This is a genomic window from Paraburkholderia sp. SG-MS1 (assembly GCF_012275575.1).
Lineage (GTDB): Bacteria > Pseudomonadota > Gammaproteobacteria > Burkholderiales > Burkholderiaceae > Paraburkholderia.
This window is the reverse complement of sequence record NZ_NPIH01000279.1, coordinates 1-21,787: the sequence shown is the minus strand read 5'-3', so window position 1 is coordinate 21,787 and position 21,787 is coordinate 1. Positions and strand designations below refer to the sequence as shown.

Sequence of the window (21,787 nt, the reverse complement as noted above, 5' to 3'; positions counted from 1 at the left end):
AGAATGCATTATCTTTGTTACAAACAGGCTCAAACCTCATGACAGGTCTTCCTCTTGCCGGACTGCGCATCATCGAATTGGGCACGATGCTGGCCGCCCCTTTTGCCACTCACATCCTCGGCCAGCTCGGCGCGGAAGTGATCAAAGTCGAGTCGCCGGGCGGCGATCCAACGCGCAGCCTCGTGCGCGGCGGCCCGAGCGGCACTTTTATTGCCTACAGCCACGGCAAGAAGAGCGTATGCATCGATCTCGGCAAGCCCGAGGGCCGCGCGGCATTGCTGAAGCTGATGGCCAACGCCGATGCGCTGGTGCATAACCTCGCCCCCAAAGCCGCGCGCAAGCTCGGCGTCACGCGCGAGGATTGCGCGGCGGTGAACCCCGCGCTGCTCTACTGCCACATCCGCGGGTATGCGGCCGGACCGCAAGCGGAAGATCTGGCGTCCAATCCCGTCGCCGAGGCTTCGACGGGCGTGATGGAAGCCAACCGGATCGATGGCAGGCCGAGCCGGCTCGGGCCGTCGTACCACGACCAGTTTGCGGGCGCCTATGCAGTGATCGGCATGCTCGCGTCGTTGCTGCAGGCGAAGCACGGGGAGCGTCGCAACGACGTCGAAGTGGGGCTCTACGAGACCGGACTGCACGTGGCGTCGCGCGATCTGGTGGGTGTGCAGCTCAAGACGCAATTGCTTGGACGACCCGAGCGCGAACCGCACGGCGAGTTCAGCATGCCGGGCTACGGCGCCTATCTCACCGCCGACGAACGCTGGATCTATCTGCTCATGCTTAACGACGGGCACTGGCGGAAATTCTGTGAAGCCATGCAGTTACCGCAAGCGAACGATGAATCGCTCGCGACCCTCCGCCAGCGAAAGAAAGCACGCGAAGCGGTGGAGGCAATCGTGAAAGCAGCGGTCGGCGCTCAGCGCTTCGACGACGTGAGCGCGCGCCTGAAGGAAGCGGGCGTCGGTTGCACCGAAGTTCTACCGCTCGAACGCGTTCTCGAAGCACCGCAAGCGCATCAACCCGGCAAATTGCGCGCTGTGCGCTACCGCGAGTTCGACTTCGAAGTCCCGGAATTTCCACGGGCCGGGGCGGACAGTGACGGTCTGCGCACCCTGCCACCGCCGGAGCTTGGCGAGCACACGCTGGAGGTCTTGCAATCCGCGGGGCTCAATGCGCGTGAGTGCGACGAGCTTCTGTCTTGTGGCGCGGTCAGGACGCACGAGTCCGACGCGTTCGTCTGGGCGCCCGTGAACCGGTAACACGGCTTGCGCGAAGCGGCTGCGGGCGCTCCTCAACCGGCCACGAGCCGAGCCAATACAGGGCAGCACACGAACACAAGGAGACAAAGGATGGTCATCAACGAGACTGACACGATTGCAAAGATTCGCCGGCACATTCTGCCCTTGCTGATGCTGTGCTATTTCGCGGCTTATCTGGATCGTGTCAACCTGAGCTTCGCCGCACTGTCGATGAACGAGGAGCTCGGTTTCTCCCCTGCCGTGTTCGGCGCCGGCGCGGGTATCTTCTTCCTCGGCTACGTGCTGTTCGAAGTACCGAGCAATCTCGCGCTGCGTCGTTTCGGCGCACGCCGCTGGTTCGCGCGGATCATGCTGACCTGGGGCGTGCTGTCGTTTCTGTTCGCGTTCATTCACACCACGGGGCAATTTCTCGGCTTGCGGTTCCTGCTCGGCGTGGCCGAGGCCGGCTTTTTTCCGGGCGTCATGCTGTATCTGACGCACTGGTTTCCTTCTGCCTACCGGGCGCGCATGATCGGCGCCTTTGCCGTCGCAATCCCCGCGTCGGCGGGAATCGGCGCCCCGATCTCGGGCTGGATCCTGAATCTGCATGGCGCGGGCGGTCTGAGTGGCTGGCAGTGGCTGTTTATCATCGAGGCGATACCGTCGCTGATCCTCGGCTTCGTGGTGCTGCGCGTGCTGGCTGACAGCCCTGCGAACGCCGCGTGGCTGCACGACGACGAGCGGCGCTGGCTGAACGCGACACTGGCCGACGAGCGGCGCGCGCAAACACTATCGACAGGCCACGCGGGCGCCTGGCAGGCGTTGTGCAACCCGCGCGTGTGGCTGCTGGGATTCGTCTATTGCGGCATTGTCGCGTCAAACTATGGCGTAACCTTTTTCCTGCCGCAGATCGTGCATGCGTTCGGCGCCTCGTTCACGGCGGTCGGTCTGCTGTCGGCGCTGCCCTTCGTCGCCGCCGCGATCGGCGTGCTCTGGTGGGGCGCGCGCTCGGACCGCATGCGCGAGCGGCGCTGGCACTTGTTGATCCCCGGCATCGTGGCCGTGCTCGCGCTGAGCGTCGCCGCGCTCAGCGACAATCCACCGCTGCGCCTCGGCGCGCTGATCGCGGGCGGTTTCGGCGCGTTCGCCAATCTGCCCGTGTTCTGGACGATACCGCCGGCGATGCTGACGGAATCCGAGGCGCCCGCGGGCCTTGCCGTGGTCAGTTCTATCGGCAATGTCGCGGGCTTTGTCGCGCCATACGTGGTCGGCGTGCTCAGGCAGGCAACCGGTAACTTCGCGAGCGGCATGCTCGCGTTAGCGGCGTTTGTCGCGATCACTGTCATCACGGCGGCGATCATGCTGCGACCCGGTCGGATGGCGGGCGCAACGGTCCAAAGCCTCTTGCGCTGAACGACCGGACCATCGTGATCGCCGGCGAGAGAAACCGCTGGTGTAGTCCACAATCGAATCATATTGCCGGCCGAGCGTGACTTTACTGGAGGTCATGTCCCAACCGACGAACGCCTGTCGACCGGATAGCGCGCCACGTTGAGCGCGCCTGCCGTTGGAGATGGAAAACCATTGTCGAGGACGAAGAAGGCTTTCATACCACCGCTGAGATTTTCAGTGCCGCGCATGCCGCCAGGCGCGCCATCGTCACTCACTCCTGGGGACGCTCACCCGCTGGCTGCCTGCACACGATAGCCGTCAGCACCATTGGAATAACCGGATGAACAGCGGCCGTGCTCCCAGCGCCCGAGAGCAGACGCTTGACCGAGTCCGCCGACCCGAGCACCACCACACCGTAGACTGCGCCTGACGGAGGATTCCCGTCCCCAGCTTTGAAAAGCGGATCATCCGGCTGGTATCCGAACACGGCATGAACGCGGAGGCCAAATGCCGTCAACCCCGCTCCGTTCGTCGGGCGGAACGCGTTCACCGAGTTCGCCTCGACCCGCATGGCGGGGACCGCGATAGACTGAGTATCGACGAGACTGGTAACGAATTCGTGTGCAGTTTCTCCGCACGTCAATTGGTCGTCCAGGGCGTGGCTGAATGCCGACGCCGGCACCATCGCAACGATTGCCAACAACTTCGAGAGCGGTCGCATTGCACATTCTTCCTTGATGTGATCCTGGAAACGCTCACCGCGTTTCACCCCTGCGGACGCGAGAGCCCCAAGTTCGGGCGCTCCTTGCGCTGACGCACTCCCAAGCATCTCCCGTGCCACTCGCGCCTGTCACACCTCATATCTTAAACGGCTCCGGATGGACGCGCTTCCTTCCCGTGCCTTCCTTAGCTAACGATGCCTGCGCCAGATTGTGTTTGGGCAGAACAGCCACTTCCGGGCGGCCCGCGCACCACCGGGAGTGGTACGCCGACCCGCTGCCCGAGATGTACGCGACCGTTGATGTTGCACACGGCCGGCATACCCACCCCCGCACAAGGCACATACCAAAAGTTATCGGCCCAAAAAAATGTGAATAGCCGAAGGTTTTTTTCCCGGAAATACTGGCTTCACCTCAAGCCGATGCCGGTTCCCACACTTGTGCGGATCGCCCGTGTGCTTGCCATCAAACTGTCGTCCTCCGGGAATTCGATGAGCAACGTCACTCTACAAACCGCCGAAACGCCCGCCGCAGTCCGCCCGATTCAATCGAGTCCTCAGATACGCACGATCGCCGCCTGCTCGATCGGCAACGCGCTCGAGATGTACGACTTCACCGTCTACAGCTTTTTCGCCATGCTGATCGGCAAGCTGTTTTTCCCGGTCGATAGCGCGTACGGTTCCCTGCTGCTCGCGGTCGGAACCTTCGGCATCGGTTTCGTCATGCGCCCGCTCGGCGCGCTGGTCATCGGCAGCTTTGCCGACCGGCGCGGGCGCAAGGCGGCGATGACGCTAACGATCGCGCTCATGGTGGGCGGCACGTTGTGCATCGCCTTCGCCCCCACGTATGCAACAGCCGGAACTCTCGGCACGCTCATCATCGTATTGGGCCGCATGTTGCAGGGTTTCTCGCTGGGCGGAGAAATCGGCGCGTCGACCGCGATGTTGATGGAATCCGGCAGCTTCGGCAGCCGTGGTTTCAGAATTGGCTGGCAAGGCGCGAGCCAGGGATGTGCCGCCGTGCTCGGCGCATTGAGCGGTGCGGTGCTCTATGCGAGCCTGTCGCCCTCCGCGCTCGAGTCCTGGGGTTGGCGGATGCCGTTTCTGCTCGGCCTGCTGATCGCGCCGGTAGGCCTCTATATCCGCACTCATCTCGACGAAACGCTGGATGGCGATGCAGCGGAATCTCATCCGCTCGCGACGCTGTTCACCGAGCATGGCAGCAAGATCGTGCGGGGCGTGTTGTCTATCGTCGCCGGAACGGTCGGCATGTACCTGGTCGTGTTTTTCATGCCGACCTATCTGGTACGCGTACTGCACCTTTCCACGTCGCTGTCGTTGATGGCCGGCTGTGTATCGGGTGCAACGATGACGGTCATGTGCCTCGTATCCGGCCTGATCGCCGATCGGACCGTCTCGCGCAAACCCCTTGCACTCGCGTCCGTCGTCCTGACGACGCTGCTCATCTACCCCGCGTTCTGGGCGATGAACATGCATCCGGGCATTCCACTGGCCCTTGTGGTGGTCGCCATCGTCACGGCGGCGAGCAGCTTCGGCAGCGCACCGATGTTGCTGCTGCTCATGGAGATGTTCCCCGCCAGCGTGCGGGCAAGCGGACTCTCCGTCATCTACAGCCTCGGCGTTGCACTCTTTGGCGGGTCCGCGCAGTTCATCGTGACCTGGTTGCTCGCGAAGACGGGCAATCCGATGTCGCTCGCGCTTTACATGATCGCTTGTGGAATCGTCACCGTGTGCGCGATGTCCAGCCTCCCCGAGCCGCGCAGGCGCGCCTCATAACGAACGGCACCGTCCGCCTGTGGGCGGCCGGACGCCGAACGCCAAACCGCTATTCATCGCACTGAGTGAATCAGCATTCGCGTTCGAATAAGACGCGAGGGAGTGGCTCGTCCCGTTCACTCGCGCATTGATTAAAAACACGCACGTGGAGATCTGCAATGAAAAAAACATTAGGTGCGCTGCTCGCTTCGCTTGGCACATTAGCGTGCTCCGGCGCATTCGCCGAAGTATCGCCAGGCGCCCCAGCCGACTCAGCTGCTGTTCTGTACGCAACCGGCTCGCAGATGCAGTCAATCTTCAGATACTGGGGAGCCGGCCTGGGGCCGCAGACACTTGGCGTCGCTTCACAGCGCACCTTTGTCACGCTTTACGGGACGCTGGACATGGGCATCAACTATACGAAGGCCGGTCCATATAGCATCACGCGCGTGCAATCGGGCGGCGCACTGACATCGAAGTTCGGGTTCTACGGACAGGAATACCTGGGTAATCAATGGACCGTGTTCTTCCGGCTGGAAAACGGTTTCCTCGGCAACACCGGCGCGGTTCAGGATACGACGTCGTTTTTTAACCGCGCGTCCTATATTGGGATGCAGAATCCCATTTACGGGCAACTGACCTTAGGCCGTCAATATACGTCGGCCGGTGCTGCGGCGCTCGGCGCGGATCCGTTCCTCGCCGTCGCGCACGAATCGGTCTATACGTATTTTCTCGGCGTGACGGATCTCGGTGCCGGTGCGAACGGGGACGCGCTCGGACGTTTGCCCAACACGTTGCGCTATATCTCGCCGCGCTTCGGCCCATTTGGTTTCGACCTGAGCTACTCCCTCAAAGGCGATCAATCGATCGGGCCCGCCGTGCACCAGCGCTCGGCAATGGTCTCTTATATCGACAAACGGGCGGTGCTGTCGATCGCATTCGGGCAGAGCTGGTGCGACCCGTCGATGACCGGTAGTTGTGTCGGCGACACCAGAATGGCGCCGACGAAGCGCACCGACACCTATCTGGTCTCGCTGATGTATGACGTCGGCCCGTTCATCGCGCAGGGCGCCTATATCCGCTACGTGCCACAAACCGCCGACACGGCTATCGCGAGTCTTTATCTGCTCGGCCTGCAAAAATGGTGGGGCGTCAATTTGCTGCGAGCCTCGCTTGCGTATCGCGATACGACGAAAGCTCAAGACTACGCATACGGCTCGACCATCGGCATCGATCATTTTCTGTCGAAGCGAACGTCCGTCTACGGGCGCGCCGGCCTCATGCGTAACGGGCCGAACTCGAGCGTCACCTACAACTACGACAGCGGCTCGCCCGCACCTGCGCCCGGACGCACCGTGACGAGCGTCACGCTGGGAATCAACCATCAATTCTGAGCGGATGCGCGGCCCCGTCGCGCCTCCATTTGCGTCACCCTACTGAGGAGATAATCCATGTCGGTCGAACTGGTTCACGATTTCATCGAGAGTAGAAAAGACAGGTACATCCAGCTGTCGGACGAAATCTGGCAATACGCGGAGCTGGGCTATACGGAACAGAAATCGGCCGCCGCACATATCGCGTTTCTGAAATCGGCGGGCTTTACCGTGCGTGAGGGCGTTGCCGGCATTCCGACGGCGTTCGTCGCCGAAGCCGGCTCGGGCGGCCCGGTGATCGGCATTCTCGGCGAATTCGATGCGCTGTCCGGGCTCAGTCAGGAAAGCCTCGCGCTCAGTTGCTGCCCGTCGAACGAGATCGTCAACGGTAACGGCCATGGCTGCGGCCACCACCTGCTGGGGACGAGCGCCCATCTGGCGGCCGTCGCGGTCAAACACGCGCTGGAGCGCAGCGGCATCGAAGGCACGGTGCGCTTCTATGGTTGTCCTGCCGAAGAAGGCGGCTGGGGCAAGACCTTCATGACCCGCGCGGGCCTGTTCGACGATGTGTCCGCTGCGATCACGTGGCACCCCGGCGTCGCGAACACGATCATGAATATCGAAAGTCTCGCGGTCAAACAGGCGTATTTCCGCTTCAAGGGGGTTGCCGCGCACGCCGGCGCCTCGCCGCACCTTGGACGCAGCGCGCTCGATGCGCTCGAACTGATGAACATCGGCACGAACTTCCTGCGCGAACACATGATTCCCGATGCGCGGGTTCACTACGCGATCACCGACACGGGCGGCGTCGCGCCAAACGTCGTGCAGCCGAATGCGGCGGCGTTGTATATGATCCGCGCGCCGCGCAATCGTGATGCTCAGGATCTGTACGAGCGGGTCTGCAACATCGCGCGTGGAGCGGCGCTGATGACCGATTGCGAACTCGAGATTGAAGTCCACTCGGCCTGTTCGAACCTGATGCGCAACACGACGCTGAACGAGCTGATGCACGCGAAGCTGAAGGAGTTCGGCGCGCCGCAGTATGACAAGGCCGAACTGCAGTTCGCCGAGTCGATCCATCAAACGACGCGCCCCGACGAGATCGAAATGGCGGGACGGATGCTTGCCGCAGCGTGGCGCCAGCCGAAGGCGCTGTTCGATGGCGTCGATGCGCTCGACAACGACCGTCCGTCGAAGATGGGCGGCTCGACCGACGTCGGCGACGTGAGTTGGGTGACGCCCACGGTGCAGTGCATGACCGCGTGCTTTGCGTTCGGCACGTCGCCGCATTCGTGGCAGTGGGTCGCCCAGGGCAAGAGCGCGATCGCGCACAAGGGCATGGTGCTCGCGGCCAAGACAATGGCCGCCACGGCACTCGAGTTGTATGCGAACCCGCTGCTGCTCGCGGCAGCGCGCACGGAACTGGCGGAGCGTCTGACCGTTGAGCCGTACGTGTGCCCGATTCCGGAGGGTGTGCAGCCGCCACTGCCGAAAGCAGCGGCCTGATCCGCCGCACCGACGCGCCCGTGAGCATTTTTGTCCCGCTAAGCTATGCCCCTGCAACATGGACATGAGAACGGGGGGCACTGTGAAGTTGAGACAACTCGACGCGCTGCGTGCGGTCGCCGAGGCCGGCAGCCTGCATGAAGCCGCTCGCCGTCTGTTCCTGACGCAGCCGGCGATCAGCCGGTCCATCCGGGAGTTGGAAGTCGAACTCGGCATGCAGTTGCTGACCCGATCGGCGAATGGCGCGACCTTGACGCCATTCGCCCACCAGGTGCTAAAACGCGCCCTTGTCGTGCAACGGGAAGTTGGGCGCATCGTGGAAGACGCACAGACAGCACGGGGAGAACTCGGCGGACGGCTCACGCTCGCGGTCACGCCTCCGGCGTCGACGCGCGCGCTCGCCGATTCGTTGATCGAACTGACGGCAGCGCGCCCGGACGTGAACTTGCAGGTGATCGAATGGCGCGCCGAGAATATCGCGGACGGTTTGCGAAACGGCACGATCGATGTGGCGATCTTCACGCAATACGGCGAGCCAAAAAACGCCACGTTCGAATGGACGAAACTCTATGATCTCGACGTGCAACTGACGATCGCCGCGTCCTATCAAGGCAGCGAGACGCTGTCGATCCAACAGCTTCACGCGCTTCCATGGCTCCTGCTGGATTCCCCTCACGACGAATCCGGCTTTGTCGCGACGCTCTTCCGGGCGCACAGTATGCCAACACCGGCACGCACGACGCGCTGTTCAGCGATGAATCTCTATCTGGACCTCGCAATGCAGATGGAGGCAGTCACCATATTTACGTCGCTGGCGATGCCATTGCTGTCGCAGCGCGTGGATGACGGCATGCTCAAATTGCTGAAGCTGACAGAGCCGATGCCCAAGATCGGCATGTACCTCGCCTATTCCAGCAAGGAGCTGCTGACCGCCACCGCTCAGGATTTCATCCGGCGCCTGCGATCCAAACTGGACGGCGACGACGAGGGACGCATGCCTGCCGGCATGCGCTACAGCGATACGCGCGTTGCGCTTGGCGTTCGCTAGTGCACGTGTCGAATCATCTTCCGCGCCATGTGCGTGAGAGATGATCCGACAGTGCGGCGGCAAGTCGATGCTACATCGCGTTCGCAACAGCTTGCGCCGTTGCCGCCGACAACGTCCAACCCAGATGACCATGCCCCGTGTTGTAAAACACACCGCGCCGTTTCCCACGGCCGACCTTGGGCAGCATACTCGGAAGCATCGGCCGCAAACCAGCCCAGGGAATCACGCGCGAAGTCGATACCTCGGGAAAATATTGCCGCGTCCAGTCCACGAGCGGTGCGATGCGGTCCGAACGGATATCGCGGTTAAAGCCGTTGATTTCCGCCGTACCGGCCACGCGGAAACGATCCACGCCGAGACGGCTCGTCACGATCTTCGCACTGTCATCGAGCAGGCTGACCCACGGCGCGTGCTGCTGGCTGGTGTTGTCGTCGAGACAGACGGTGATCGAATAGCCCTTCACAGGATAGATATTCACGTGATCGCCGAGCATCGCCGCGAAGTCACGGCTTTTCACGCCGGCGCAGACGACGATGCGCTCGAACGTGAACGGCTGCCTTTCACCTTCAAGATTGACCGACAACGAAAATCGGCCTTCGGCAGGCTGTTCGATCGACGTGATCTGCGCGTCGTAGTGGAATTCGACACCATGTCGTTCGCATGCCTGAGCAAGCCCGCGCGTAAACTTGTGAATGTCGCCGGTCGAATCGGACGGCGTAAAAAAGCCGCCATAAAAGTCGCCATGCACCGTGGGTTCGATACGCTGCAATTCGCCTGCACTGACCGGGTTGCGCTCGAGACCGCCTTCGCGCAGCAGGTCGTTTACCCTGCTCGCGGCGTCGAATTCCTTGCTGGTCTTGTAGATATGCAGAATGCCGCGCCGTTCCAGATCGAAGTCGATACGTTCTTTTTCGGCGATCGAAAACAGATGCTCGCGCGCGGCCAGCGCGAGCCGCACGGTTTGGACCGTATTCGCGCGATAGTGCGGAATCTGCCGCAGGAACTCGCCCATCCACGAATATTTGTGCCACGTGGGCAGCGGATTGAGCAGCAGCGGCGCATCGCGCGTGAGCATCCAGCGCAGGCCCTTGAGCACGGTTGCCGCGCTATTCCAGACTTCCGCATTGCTCGCGGAGAGCTGGCCGCCGTTGGCGAACGAGGTCTCCATGGCCGCGTAGCGGTGGCGTTCGAACACGGTAACGTGATGGCCGCGCTGCGCGAGCGCGTAAGCAGTCGTGACGCCGGTAATGCCGGCGCCGATGATGGCGATTCGTGACATGACATGGTCCAGAGTGGTTGAGCATCGCCGATGTCGATTTCTTGGTGACTGATTCGAAATCGGCGTCGATGCCCCATCTGTCCATGTACCTGAGAGTTTCTTCCCGCGCCTGGGCAAGCAGGCGGGGAATCCCCTTCGGTGGGCGCGCGTGCGCCGCTCTCCAGATGTTCCTGCTGCGCGGTCCTTTTGCCTGAGAGTTTCCGGGGCGGTTGCTCCGTCGGCGTCGTCGCGAATCCTTGACGATCTCTCCCGCGCTGCATCGCAGAACGGCTCGACAATACCGGGCAAAAATATTTACCGCAAGTCTTTCGTGCAATGGTCGGCAGCATGGATCAATCCGTCACCGCTCATAGCGAGTGAGCAGGCGAGATCGCTCATTCACTCGCCAGTAATTCGGAAAGACCATTCGCGAGTCCGACGTTGGGCTTGATTGGCGGTTTGGCGAAACTGCCGCTCTGAGCGCGTGTCGTTGCGAGACGGGTCAATGGTCCGAAGGGGTGCGCACTGGCCGCATCACGCCGCAAACCTTCGTTGCGCTGACCTCGACCAATGCGGCGAAGCTGTACGGGCTTTACCCGCGCAAGGGCAGCATTGCGATCGGCGCGCACGCCGATCTCGTCATCTGGGACGAAAGTCGCACGTTCGTGGTGGAGAATGCCAGGCTGCACCACAACGTTGACTACACACCGTATGAAGGCATGAATCTGGGCGCCTGGCCTGCGCTTACCCTGTCGCGGGGCGACGTGGTGTGGGACGGTGAGAAGCCCTGTGGCAGGCCGGCCGCGGCGAGTTCCTGCCATGCGCACGACCCGATCCGGCCAAGCCCCGCCGCCGGGAGACCGAGCTGCCGCTGTAGCGCAGGTACTCTCGAAACTTGCCGGAGCAATTCAGCCGGCAAGCGCAGAACCGATTGCCTCGTGCGCGCAGGCAGAAGCGGCCTTGCAGGGCCGATGGCTGGCGCAGCAGCGGGATGCCACGGGCGGCCGGGCGTTACTTCGGCTGCTATGTCCGCGCCACTGTGTCGGGCGATTTTTCCGACCGTACGCTGGCGAGTGATGCGCACCTTCACACCTGCGAGGCAGGCGCCCGTGGGTCTGATCATTGTGCGCTATCGCGTCAGGAAGCAGGCAGCGCAAGGGGCTTCTTTTATCCGCCGTCATCCCGCATAGGCGGCTTTCAACGTGGCGATGTCGAGCTTCACCATTTTCAACATAGCCTCGAAAACGCGCCTCGCCTTTTCCGGATCGGGGTCGGCAATCATCCTGAGCTGATCGGTTGGCGTGAGTTGCCACGAAACGCCGAAGCGGTCTTTCAGCCAACCACATGCCTCGGGTGAACCGCCTCCCTCGAGAAGCGCATCCCAGTAACGGTCGAGTTCCTCCTGATCATCACAGTTGACCATGAGGGATACCGAGTGATTGAACGCGTCGGATCCGTCGGCGCTCATCGCGATGAAGGGCTGCCCAAAGAGAACGAACTCGACGACCTTTGTGGAGCCGCCGCCCGGCACCGGCGTGATCCGAGTAATGCGCGAGTCCGGAAAGATTGCCGCGTAGAAAGCGGCGGCCTCCTCGGCTTGCGTGGAGTACCAAAGAAAGGGAGTGATTTTTTGAATCGTCATGGCAAATCTCCTGTTAATGTCGGGCAAGGCGGAGCGCAGGCCGCTGCCACTATTGGGACGACGAAGGAAGGCCATCACAATCGACACGGCGAGAATGAAAGTTTTCACGTCGGTTCAAGAATCGGATCGAGAAGCCATTTGCGATCCTTGGCATCTGGTTGAGACAAGGCGCTGCCTTGTCCGTTACAACGCGCGTACCTAAGGCGTCTTCTCGGGATCCTGCGGAGAAGACCGCAGCGCCCCGGCGTCTCGCTTATCGGAGACCTTGGGGCGTGTTCATTGGCTTAGCTACTGTGCAATGCGTTTGAAACTGACGTAGTAATCGTCGGTGTAGTAACAGTCGCCGGTCTGCCTGCGCGGTCCACCACAGACGATGCGCCGCTGCCCGCGATCCGTCGAGCCGGGCGTGCGAACTGTGTACGTGTGGTAATAGCCGCGCTCGTGCTGCGGCAGCAACGCCGCACTGTTGCGGAACAAGACGCCGTCTTCGCCGAAAGGGTAAGGGCCGCCCGCCTTGATCAGACGCAGTGTGTCGGCTGCTTCCCCAGGCAACTGCGCCTTGGTGACGGTGGCCTGCACGCCCGATGCCGAAGAGGCCGCGCTGGCGGCCTGCCCAGGCTGAGCCGGCGCCTGGCCCGCGGATGCGCCGGCTTGCGGCGTAGCGTTTTGCGATCCTTCCTTGCCGCATGCCCCGAGGATCGCGCTCAAGGCGAGGATGCAGGAGAAAGCCCACGCTCGCTTCATGAAACGATGTCTCCGGGTTGAGCAGCATTGGAGGACCATGAACGTTCTAAGGGTATCTCCAATGGCAGAGTGAATCAATGTCCGGCCGGAAATAGAAAGTGATGGACAGCAGTTTCATTCGCTTGAGCCGATCGCGGCGCAATGGTCGCAACGATCACGGGCACGAGGGCCACGCTTTGCACACAGCGGCGCGTTCTGACTGCACTTCGAATCGACGACACCGCCCCGCCGCGCCACGAGAGTTCGTAGGTTTCAGTTGGGCAAAACGACGACACTCTCCCCAAGCTACGTGAAGACCAATTATCGGACGATTGAATCGCTTCTCGAATTGACCCGCGTCTTGCGCTTGATGGTCAGCGTCCCGATCGAGCGCGAGCGAGCCCCGTCCACACTCGGCAGATGTCTGAGGGGCGCCGCCAGGAAATGAAGTTCCAGCGGAACATCAATCAATGAGCGAAACGGGCGAAGAGCAAACCGCTTTTCGCACCGCCTGCCACGCGGCGGACACGTCGTGCGCCGTCGGCGCGAGTAGCGGCTTCAGTGCTACGCCGTCGCCGTCCATAGCCATCAGCATCGTCGTTCTCCGGGGCGAGCGGCACCGCCGCACCATGCCGGGCGCGCGAAGTTATGGGGTTTGCAATGTCCCGTCTTTCAACCTCGTCTGCGTCCACGTCGTGATGCTGTTCTCGCACGGATATTTCGCCGCCTCGGCTTCGTCGATATCCACGCCGAGTCCCGGCTTGTCGTTGGCATAGACGTAGCCGTCGCGGAACTCGGGCAGTCCCGGGAACACGTCGAGCAATGCGGCCCTCGGCCCTTTAAGATCCTGGATCACGAAGTTCGGCGGCTCGGTGCCGGACCATTCCTGCACACCGAAATTGCGCGAGGCCAGATCGATGTGGATGTTCGCAGCGTGTGCCATCGGCGACATGTCACCGGGTCCATGCCATGCGGTCCTGACGCCGAACTGCTCGGCGAAGATCTGCAGCTTTCGTCCCGCGGTGATGCCGCCGATCTGACTCAGATGCACACGCACGTAGTCGATCAGCCGTTCGGTGATCAGAAAGCGCCATTCGTGCGGATTGTTGAACAGTTCGCCCTGAGCCAGCGGCGTGGTCGTCTTCGCGCGCAATTGCCGCATCCATTCGCCCTCTTCCAGCGGGATTGCGTCTTCGAGGAAGAACAGATCGTACTGTTCCAGCTCGCAGGCGAAACGGATCGCTTCGACCGGTTTCAGACGTTCGTGCACGTCGTGACACAAGGCGACATCGAAGCCGATCTTGCTGCGAATGCCATCGAACAGCTTGAGCGTCTCGCGCATGTATTTTCTGCTGTCCAGATAGACGCCGTCGGCCGAACCCGACGGCGCGCTCGAAGGCGCCTTGCCATAACCGCCCCCGCCGTAACCGCCGCTCTGACAGCGAATGTGCGTGATGCCTTGCTCACGATACTTCTGGATGTTCTCGCAGAGTTCGTTGAGGTCGCGACCGTCGGCGTGCCGGTAAATCGGCACGCCTTCACGGCACTTACCGCCGAACAACTGATACAACGGCATATTCGCCAGCTTGCCCTTGATATCCCACAATGCCATGTCGACGCCGGAGATCGCGTTGTTCTCGATCGGCCCGTTGCGCCAGTACGCGTTCTGATGCATCAGTTGCCAGAGTTCCTCGATGGCCTCGGCGTCGCGCCCGATCAGCAGCGGCCGCAGATAGGCCTCGATCAGGCACTTCACCGCGACGTGCCGGTAAGCGAACGTCGCGCATCCGAGACCGACCAGACCCGGCTGGTTCGTCTCCACCTTCACGACGATCAGGTTGATGCCTTCCGGCGCGGTCAGGATGACCTTTACATCGGTAATCAGGGTTGCCATTTTCAGCCTGCAAAAAACGCATCAAGGAATACAAAGCGGCGCACGCGCTGCTTCACGTGCGATGCAGCGACAACGGCGCTTCATGCTTCGCGCGCTGATCGGACCGCGCGGGCACGGTGATCATCAGAATCACGGAGAGCAGCAAGCCGGCCGCCATAAAAATGTACGAAGCCGCCGGGCTGCCGGTCACGCCGTTTAAATACCCCACCACCCACGAACCGGCGAACGCACCCAACGCACCGCATGCGTTGATCAGGCCGATCGCGCCGCCCAGCACGTTGCTCGGAATCAGCTCAGGCACCAACGCGAAGAACGGGCCATACGGTGCATACATCGTGGCACCCGCGACGACCAGCAGTGCGAACGAGATCCAGAAATGCGAGCCGCCGATCAGGTACGAGGCGACGAACGCAATGGTGCCGACGAGCAGCAACGGCCACACGAACAGCTTGCGATTGCGCGTCTTGTCCGAGAGCCACGACGCGAGCAGCATCAGAATGATGGCCGCCAGATAGGGTACCGCCGCGAGCCAGCCGACCGAGACGATATCGATCGTCGACGCGGCCTTGAGAATCGACGGCAGCCACATGATGAAGCCGTACACGCCGATGCTCCATAGCGCGTGAATCGCGCAGAACTTCATGACGATAGACGAACGGAACGCCGACTTGTAGTCGCGCACCGGTGCGATATGCGCCTGCTCTGCGTTCAGACGTGCGTCGAGTTCGATCTTTTCCGCGTCGCTCATCCAGGAGGCGTCAGCCGGACGATCTTTCACGGTGAACCACCACACCACGGCCCAGAGGAGCGCCGGTGCGCCTTCGAAGACGAACATCTCGCGCCAGCCGAAGCTGCGCACCAGATAGCCTGACACCACCGACATCCACAGCACCGTCACCGGATTGCCGAGAATCAGGAATGTATTGGCGCGCGAACGCTCGCTGCGCGTGAACCAGCGGCTGATGTACATCAGCATCGACGGCATCACGGCGGCCTCCACCACGCCGAGGATGAATCGCAGCGCCATCAGCACCGGAGTATTGCTGACCATACCGGTGGCCGCTGCGCACACGCCCCACAAAATCAGGCTGAAGAAGATCAGTTTCTTGACGCTGTTGCGCTGCGCATAGATCGCCCCGGGTACCTGAAACAGGCAGTAGCCGAGAAAGAACAGCGAACCGATCAGCGACGACGTGCCGTGCGTGATGCCAAGGTCCCTGTCGATCCCGGCCGCCGCGGCAAAGCCGTAGTTCGCGCGGTCGAGATAGGCGAGGCTATAGGTGATGAAGATGATAGGCATCAAATACCACCATCGTTGGGGTGCTACGGGCTTGACGCTTTCCATGATGTCTCCGGATCGATACGACGCATGCAAGGGTTCACTGCGCAATTGACTGCGCGCGAGTGGCTTTTTTTGTTCTGCTGTGTTCGCGCGGACCTGCATTCAAAACGGTTTCAGAGCACCGCCAGCCAGCCGCCGTCCACGTAAATGATCTGGCCGTTCACATAGCTCGACGCGGGCGATGCGAGATACACCGCCGTCCCGACGAGCTCTTCCGGCTTACCCCAGCGTTGTGATGGGTTGCTGCTCTTCACCCACGCGTCGAACGCCGCGTTCTCGATCAGCGGCTTGTTCATGTCGGTCAGGATGTAGCCCGGACCGATCGCGTTCGCCTGGATGTTCGAGACCGCCCACTCGGCGCTCATCGCGCGCGTCAGCATCTTGATGCCGCCCTTCGCCGCCGTGTATGCACCGACCGTCGCCCGCGCTGCCTCGCTCGTGAGCGAACCGATGTTGATGATCTTGCCGCCCGTGCCGCGCGCGATCATGCGGCGCGCGGCCTGCTTCGCGACGATGAACGCGCTGGTCAGGTTCGTGTCGATCACGCGCTGCCAGTCGTTCAGTTCAAGCTCGACGAGCGGCTTGCGGAACTGGATGCCAGCGTTGTTCACGACGATGTCGATCTGCACGCCGTCCTTGTCCCACTGCGCGAAAGCCCCGGCGACGGCCGCTTCGTCGGTGACGTCGAAGGCACGGCCCTGCACCTCGTAGCCCGTGCTGGCAAGCTTGCTGACCGATTCGGCGACCGTGTCCGCCCGCGTGCCGTTGAGTACGACGCTGGCCCCTGCTGCCGCCAGTCCCTCGGCCAGCGCGTAGCCGATACCGCGTGCCGAACCGGTGACCAGTGCCGTGCGGCCGCTCAGATCGAATAGATGAGTCATGCTGGGTCCTCTGTGTGATCAGGAAAAAGGCGCGAGTGCGCCCATCGCGACGGTGCTGCGCGTCGCGTTTCAAATGGGTTGGATCCGCTGTAGCGAAACCGGAGTGCGTCAGGTCGGCTGGTTGTTGGCGGTGCGGTTCAGTGCGGCGCGGTCCTCGAAATCCTGCTCGGCGCGTTTGATCAATGTCAGCACTGCCTGCTCGGCGGCTTGCGGATCGCCCTGCTCGATCGCGACGCATAGCGCCTCGTGCATCGGCAGCGAACGGGCCGGGCCGCCCTCGAGTTCGGAACTGAGTTCAAAACTGGTGCGCAGGATCGCCGACAGCGCGTTCTGCATCTGCTGGACGAACTGGTTATGACAGGCCGCAAGGATGGCGCCGTGAAACGCGAGGTCGGCGGGCACATAGTCGCCGTGACCAGCGACCGCACGCTCCATCGCCTTGAAGGCGCGGCGCACGGCAAAGCGATCTTCCGGCGTCGCGCGCCTTGCGGCGAGTTTGGCCGCGTTCGGCTCGATGATCAGGCGCAACTCCATCAGATCTTCGATGAGACCCGGTTCGATTGCGCCGGCGCGCGCCCGCCACGTCATGACGTCAGGATCGAATAGCTGCCATTGCGCGCGCGGCAGTACGACGGTGCCGTAACGGCGGCGCACCTGCAGCATGCCCTTGGCCGAGAGCGACTTCATCGTCTCCCGGATGGTGATGCGGCTCACCTGCATCTGTTCCGCGAGCACCGGCTCGGCAGGCAGGATGTCGCCGGGCATGAATTTACCTGAGCAGATCTGTTCGCCTAGCTGGTTCAGGACCTGTCTGTGCAGTGTTGCCACCATTTACTCTCTAAGTCATACGTATGATGTAGAAAGATATCCGCGGCGACTCTTTTAAGCAACCAGGGTTGACCCGGCAAGCGAATGAGCGAGGTAGACGGGGAGGCTTCAAGCTGCGCCCCGATGGAGACAGGAAGTTGACGCCGACAGTCAGACCGCTTCGCTTCCGGCCATCTTCTTCATGTGCGCACGCGGCAGCGGCGGCAACGGTTCGACCTTCCCGACCACGAACAGATACGACAACGCGCCGACCACGCATAGCAAGCCCGCGACGATGAGCGGGATCACGAATGAGCCTTTCGTGAGCGCCAGCATGACGCCTGTGAACGTCGTGATAAAGATCCCTGCGAGGTTGCCTGCAAAGTTCTGGATGCCGCCAAGCGACGCAACGTGAGCCGGCGTCGGCGCGACTTCGCCGACCAGCGTCCAGACGTTCGCGCCCGCGAACGACAAGCTCGCGTAAGCCAGTGAGAACAGCGCGAGGCACGCCCAAATGCTGTCGACGTACGCCGACAGTGCGATCGAGGATGACAGCAACATGCCGAGCACGAGGCACGTCTTGCGCGCGGCCGTCGCACTCCATCCACGCTTGAACAAGCCGTCCGATACCAGCCCGCCAAGCCAGCCGCCGGGAATCGCCAGCAGCGCCGGGAGCATGCCCCAGGTCCCTAACGACGCCAGCGAGAAACCACGCGCCTGCAGCAGATAGCTCGGAAACCAGGTGATGAAAAAGTAGATCGCGAAGTTCAGGCAGAACAGGCCGATCATCATCCCCCACACCGTCCGGTAGCGAAACAGGTCGAGCCATGAGACCGAGTCGGTGGGATGGGCGGCGTCGCTAGCGGCAGGCAAACCGCGCTGCGCGAGCAAGGCATCGACCGCTTCAGGTGCGATGGCGCGGTAGCGCTCCGGATCGCGATAGATGAACCACCAGGCGGCGGCCCAGATAATTCCGAGGCCGCCCGTGATGACGAACGACCCACGCCATCCGACGACGGAAATCAACCAGGCAACCAACGGCAGGGACAGCGCCGACCCCACGCGCGAACCGCTATCGAAAATACTGCTCGCGAGGCCTCGTTCGCTTCGTGGGAACCAGTTGAAGGCCACCTTCGCAAACGATGGAATTGCCGCTGCTTCCCCGACGCCGAGCATCAGCCGCACACCCACCAACTGGGCAAGACCACGCGCCGCGCCTGTCGCGATCGTGAAGGCCGACCACCAGCCCACCGCCAGCGCGAGACTGATGCGCACGCCAACCTTGTCGATGAACCACCCGGCCGGAAGCTGCAGAAAAGCATACGTCCAGAAGAACGCGCTCAGCACGAGCCCCATGCCGACCGCGTCCAGACCCAGCTCCGCGCGAATGCTCGGCGCCGCGATCGCCAGGTTGGCCCGATCAACGAAGTTGATGACGTTGGCGAGGAAGCACATGAAAATCATGGTCCATCGGATGCGTGGCATGGAAGTCTCCGGCGTGGCTATTTTTGTTACGCCAGTTGAACCGTTCACTGGCGTCGTTGTTGAAAGACAGATGGTGGGGCTCGAGTTTCAGGACAGCTTCTCGATGGCTTCCCACAAGCCGTTGATATAAACGGCGCCCAAAGCCCGGTCGTACAAACCGTAGCCCGGCTTGCCGGTTTCGCCCCAGATCATGCGGCCATGATCTGGCCGGAAATAGCCCGTGAATCCCGTGTCGTGATAGGCCTTCACGATCGCGGCGATATCCAGCGAACCGCAACTGGAAAGATGGGCGGACTCTTCGAAATCGCCCTCGGGCGTGATCTTCACGTTGCGGATATGCGCAAAATGGATGCGCCCCATCGCACCGAATTCACGCACCAGCGCTTCCACGTTGTTTTGCGGTCCGGCGCCAAGCGAGCCCGAGCACAAGGTCAACCCGTTGGCCTCCGAGTCCACGATGCTGACGATCCGGGCAAGGTCGTCGCGGTTCTTCACAATGCGCGGCAAACCGAAAATGGGACGGGGCGGATCGTCCGGATGAATGGCCATCTTCACGCCGCTTTCCTCTGCGACAGGAATGATCGCTTTCAGGAAATACTCCAGATGCTCCCAGAGGCGGGCTTCGTCGACTTCGCGATAGTCGGCGAGCAAGGCCTTCAGTTCCTCGGGCTTGTAGCTCGAATCCCAACCCGGCAGCGCAATGCCGCGGTCCGGGTCGATCTCTTCGATTTCCTTCGTGCTGAACGCGAGGCAGGTCGAACCGTCTTCCAGGGTCTTCGACAACTCTGTGCGGGTCCAGTCGAATACCGGCATGAAGTTGTAGCAGATGACCTTGATGCCGGCGGCCCCGAGGTTGCGGATGGTCTGCTGATAGTTCGCGATGAGCCGGTCACGGCTCGGTTTGCCGAGCTTGATGTCTTCGTGCACAGGCACGGACTCGACCACTTCGAACCGGAGACCGGCCTGCTCGATCGTCGACTTCAGGGCCGCGACTTTATCCGCGGGCCACGCTTCGCCGACTGGTTCGTCGTAAATGGCGGACACGATATCGGTCATGCCGGGAATCTGGCGAATGTATTGCAGCGTGACGGGATCGGACTCGCCGTACCACCGGAAAGACATCTTCACGACTTCACTCCTTTCATTGATTGCGCGGACCTTGATGCATCGAGGACACGAACGTAGCAAGCCCCTGATGGCTGCCGAGTATGATTGGTTGACCACTTTCACACGATAGTGGTTTACCAGTGCCCTGCTCTGCCAAGCCTGTATTGTCGACACATTCAGCGGCGTGCCGCACTTCCATGGCAGGACGGAATGTGCTGGCTCGCGGAATTGGTGTACCATTTTTCGGATGAGCGCGAAGTTCGCTTTTCGATACGTCAATACACGAGCGACCCAATGACTGACCTCTCCCTCCAACCGTTCAACCAGAGACAGGAAGCCGAAGGCGCGGACCGTTCCTACCTCGGCCTCGCGAAGCAGATCCATGCGTTGATCGCGGCGGGAGACTTTGCAACGGGATCGCGGCTGCCTTCGGAGCGGACCCTGGCGGACAAATTCAACGTCAGCCGCACGCAGGTCCGCGAAGCGATCATTGCGCTGGAAGTTCACGGTGTCGTAGAAGTCCGCGGCGGATCGGGAATCTATGTGGCGACCGACCTGGGTGCGAGACCCGTGACCTTCGAGTTGCCGCGCGGGCCCGGGCCAATCGAAACGCTGCGGGCGCGGGCGTTGATCGAATCCGAGGTTGCGGCGCTCGCAGCCACCGAGCGCAAAGACAGCGACCTCGATCGGATTTTTTTCGCGCTCACTGCGATGCGCGAGAACATGCACGACAAGCAGGCCAACGATGCCGCGGACCGGCAGTTCCATCTGTGTATCGCGCAAGCCACCGGCAACTCCGTGCTATTGCACATGGTCACCGCCATGTGGGACTGCGCGCGCAGCGATCCCCTGTGGGAGAAGATCGAGGAGCACTTTCACACGACGGCTTTGCGGGAGGCGTCGCAGGAAGACCATCAGCGGATCTTCGCCGCCATCATGGCCCGTGATCCGGCTGCGGCCCGCGAGGCGATGCAAACCCATCTGGCGCGAGTGGTCAGCGAGTTTACGCAAGCCTGGCGGTGAACATACTCGTACCGCCTGGGCATGCTGCTGTGATAAGCGCAGTTTCAACGCACTACGGTCGTCGGCGAAGACCGACGACCGATCGCTCTTCGCCAATGCGCGCGATCGAGCGGCGCATGTCCGCCGATTCTCAAAAGGCATCCATCAAGTCGACCGCGACCTCGAAGATCACGTCAATGCCTGGACGTAGCGCGCTTCGTTGAGATCGGAGATCAGCGTCGGGCCCTCCGGTTGCCAGCCCAGACTCGCCCGCGTCTGCGCACTCGATGCAGGCATATCGAGCGCGGCGAACATCGCCATCCAACCGAAATGCGCCAGCGCTTCCTCGCGGGCGATCGAGACGACCGGCACATTCAGGCCGCGCCCCAGCGCCTGCGCAATCTCGCGGACACTGACGCCCTCTTCACCGACCGCGTGATAGCGCGCCCCGGCTTCACCCTTCTCGATCGCGAGCCGGTACAGCCGCACGACGTCCGAAAGATGCGCCGCCGGCCAGCGGTTTTGCCCTTCCTCGACGAATGCGCAAACGCCTTTCTCGCGCACCAGTTGGATAAGCGGCGTGATGAGACCC

At 62.0% G+C, this 21,787-nt stretch carries 17 protein-coding genes, 2 pseudogenes and 1 riboswitch; of the genes and pseudogenes, 8 read left to right on the top strand and 11 right to left on the bottom strand.

Going from position 1 to position 21,787, the window contains the following annotated elements; all coding sequences use genetic code 11:
* The first annotated feature begins 38 nt into the window (after positions 1 to 38).
* The gene (locus tag CIC12_RS29570; RefSeq protein ID WP_168669593.1) at positions 39 to 1,262 is read left to right on the top strand and encodes a CaiB/BaiF CoA transferase family protein; all 1,224 of its coding nucleotides are present in this window, start codon (positions 39 to 41) and stop codon (positions 1,260 to 1,262) included.
* 90 nt (positions 1,263 to 1,352) lie between these two features.
* Positions 1,353 to 2,654, top strand: coding sequence for an MFS transporter (locus tag CIC12_RS29565; protein ID WP_168669591.1), 1,302 nt, complete (start codon positions 1,353 to 1,355; stop codon positions 2,652 to 2,654).
* Between the two features lie 250 nt (positions 2,655 to 2,904).
* Here the strand turns inward: CIC12_RS29565 and CIC12_RS29560 are convergent, their stop codons facing one another.
* A complete protein-coding gene (locus CIC12_RS29560) occupies positions 2,905 to 3,354 on the bottom strand; it encodes a hypothetical protein (RefSeq protein ID WP_168669697.1) in 450 nt (149 codons plus the stop codon).
* Between the two features lie 489 nt (positions 3,355 to 3,843).
* Here CIC12_RS29560 and CIC12_RS29555 point away from each other — a divergent pair, with 489 nt between their 5' ends.
* The 4 genes from CIC12_RS29555 (at position 3,844) to CIC12_RS29540 (ending at position 9,054) form a co-directional block, all read left to right on the top strand.
* Positions 3,844 to 5,148 carry an MFS transporter gene (locus tag CIC12_RS29555; RefSeq protein ID WP_168669589.1) on the top strand — a complete coding sequence of 435 codons (1,305 nt, stop codon included), beginning with the start codon at positions 3,844 to 3,846 and terminating at the stop codon, positions 5,146 to 5,148.
* Between the two features lie 158 nt (positions 5,149 to 5,306).
* Positions 5,307 to 6,521 carry a porin gene (locus CIC12_RS29550; RefSeq protein WP_168669587.1) on the top strand — a complete coding sequence of 405 codons (1,215 nt, stop codon included), beginning with the start codon at positions 5,307 to 5,309 and terminating at the stop codon, positions 6,519 to 6,521.
* A gap of 57 nt (positions 6,522 to 6,578) precedes the next feature.
* Positions 6,579 to 8,006, top strand: coding sequence for a M20 family metallopeptidase (locus tag CIC12_RS29545; RefSeq protein ID WP_168669585.1), 1,428 nt, complete (start codon positions 6,579 to 6,581; stop codon positions 8,004 to 8,006).
* An 82-nt stretch (positions 8,007 to 8,088) separates the two neighbouring features.
* Positions 8,089 to 9,054, top strand: coding sequence for a LysR substrate-binding domain-containing protein (locus CIC12_RS29540; protein ID WP_168669583.1), 966 nt, complete (start codon positions 8,089 to 8,091; stop codon positions 9,052 to 9,054).
* 70 nt (positions 9,055 to 9,124) lie between these two features.
* Here the strand turns inward: CIC12_RS29540 and CIC12_RS29535 are convergent, their stop codons facing one another.
* Positions 9,125 to 10,333 (bottom strand): D-amino acid dehydrogenase, encoded by a 1,209-nt coding sequence (locus CIC12_RS29535; protein ID WP_168669581.1) that lies wholly within the window; start codon positions 10,331 to 10,333, stop codon positions 9,125 to 9,127.
* 168 nt (positions 10,334 to 10,501) lie between these two features.
* Positions 10,502 to 10,595, bottom strand: a riboswitch (glycine riboswitch).
* 223 nt (positions 10,596 to 10,818) lie between these two features.
* On the opposite strand from CIC12_RS29535, the pseudogene CIC12_RS29530 reads away from it, so the two are divergent.
* Positions 10,819 to 11,189: pseudogene (locus tag CIC12_RS29530) on the top strand (amidohydrolase family protein); the annotation flags it as partial.
* A 300-nt stretch (positions 11,190 to 11,489) separates the two neighbouring features.
* Here CIC12_RS29530 and CIC12_RS29525 read toward each other — a convergent pair.
* The 8 genes from CIC12_RS29525 to uxuA form a co-directional block, all read right to left on the bottom strand.
* On the bottom strand, positions 11,490 to 11,954 hold the full coding sequence (locus CIC12_RS29525) for a VOC family protein (protein ID WP_168669695.1): 465 nt from the start codon (positions 11,952 to 11,954) through the stop codon (positions 11,490 to 11,492).
* Between the two features lie 288 nt (positions 11,955 to 12,242).
* Positions 12,243 to 12,698, bottom strand: coding sequence for a ribonuclease (locus CIC12_RS29520; RefSeq protein WP_168669578.1), 456 nt, complete (start codon positions 12,696 to 12,698; stop codon positions 12,243 to 12,245).
* Positions 12,699 to 13,323: 625 nt separating this feature from the next.
* On the bottom strand, positions 13,324 to 14,571 hold the full coding sequence (locus CIC12_RS29515) for an enolase C-terminal domain-like protein (protein WP_168669576.1): 1,248 nt from the start codon (positions 14,569 to 14,571) through the stop codon (positions 13,324 to 13,326).
* A gap of 52 nt (positions 14,572 to 14,623) precedes the next feature.
* On the bottom strand, positions 14,624 to 15,916 hold the full coding sequence (locus CIC12_RS29510) for an MFS transporter (protein WP_168669574.1): 1,293 nt from the start codon (positions 15,914 to 15,916) through the stop codon (positions 14,624 to 14,626).
* A gap of 110 nt (positions 15,917 to 16,026) precedes the next feature.
* Positions 16,027 to 16,794, bottom strand: a complete 768-nt coding sequence (locus CIC12_RS29505; protein ID WP_168669572.1) for an SDR family oxidoreductase — start codon at positions 16,792 to 16,794, stop codon at positions 16,027 to 16,029.
* A gap of 108 nt (positions 16,795 to 16,902) precedes the next feature.
* Positions 16,903 to 17,625 (bottom strand): FadR/GntR family transcriptional regulator, encoded by a 723-nt coding sequence (locus CIC12_RS29500; RefSeq protein ID WP_174772246.1) that lies wholly within the window; start codon positions 17,623 to 17,625, stop codon positions 16,903 to 16,905.
* A 147-nt stretch (positions 17,626 to 17,772) separates the two neighbouring features.
* Positions 17,773 to 19,086, bottom strand: coding sequence for an MFS transporter (locus CIC12_RS29495; RefSeq protein ID WP_168669570.1), 1,314 nt, complete (start codon positions 19,084 to 19,086; stop codon positions 17,773 to 17,775).
* Between the two features lie 87 nt (positions 19,087 to 19,173).
* On the bottom strand, positions 19,174 to 20,214 hold the full coding sequence (gene uxuA, locus CIC12_RS29490) for a mannonate dehydratase (protein WP_342030585.1): 1,041 nt from the start codon (positions 20,212 to 20,214) through the stop codon (positions 19,174 to 19,176).
* A gap of 273 nt (positions 20,215 to 20,487) precedes the next feature.
* Between uxuA and CIC12_RS29485 the strand changes: the two genes are divergently transcribed.
* Positions 20,488 to 21,216: a FadR/GntR family transcriptional regulator gene (locus CIC12_RS29485; protein WP_168669688.1), complete on the top strand. Its 729-nt coding sequence runs from the start codon at positions 20,488 to 20,490 to the stop codon at positions 21,214 to 21,216.
* A gap of 168 nt (positions 21,217 to 21,384) precedes the next feature.
* Here the strand turns inward: CIC12_RS29485 and CIC12_RS29480 are convergent.
* Positions 21,385 to 21,787, bottom strand: a pseudogene (locus CIC12_RS29480) (NAD-dependent dehydratase); the annotation flags it as partial.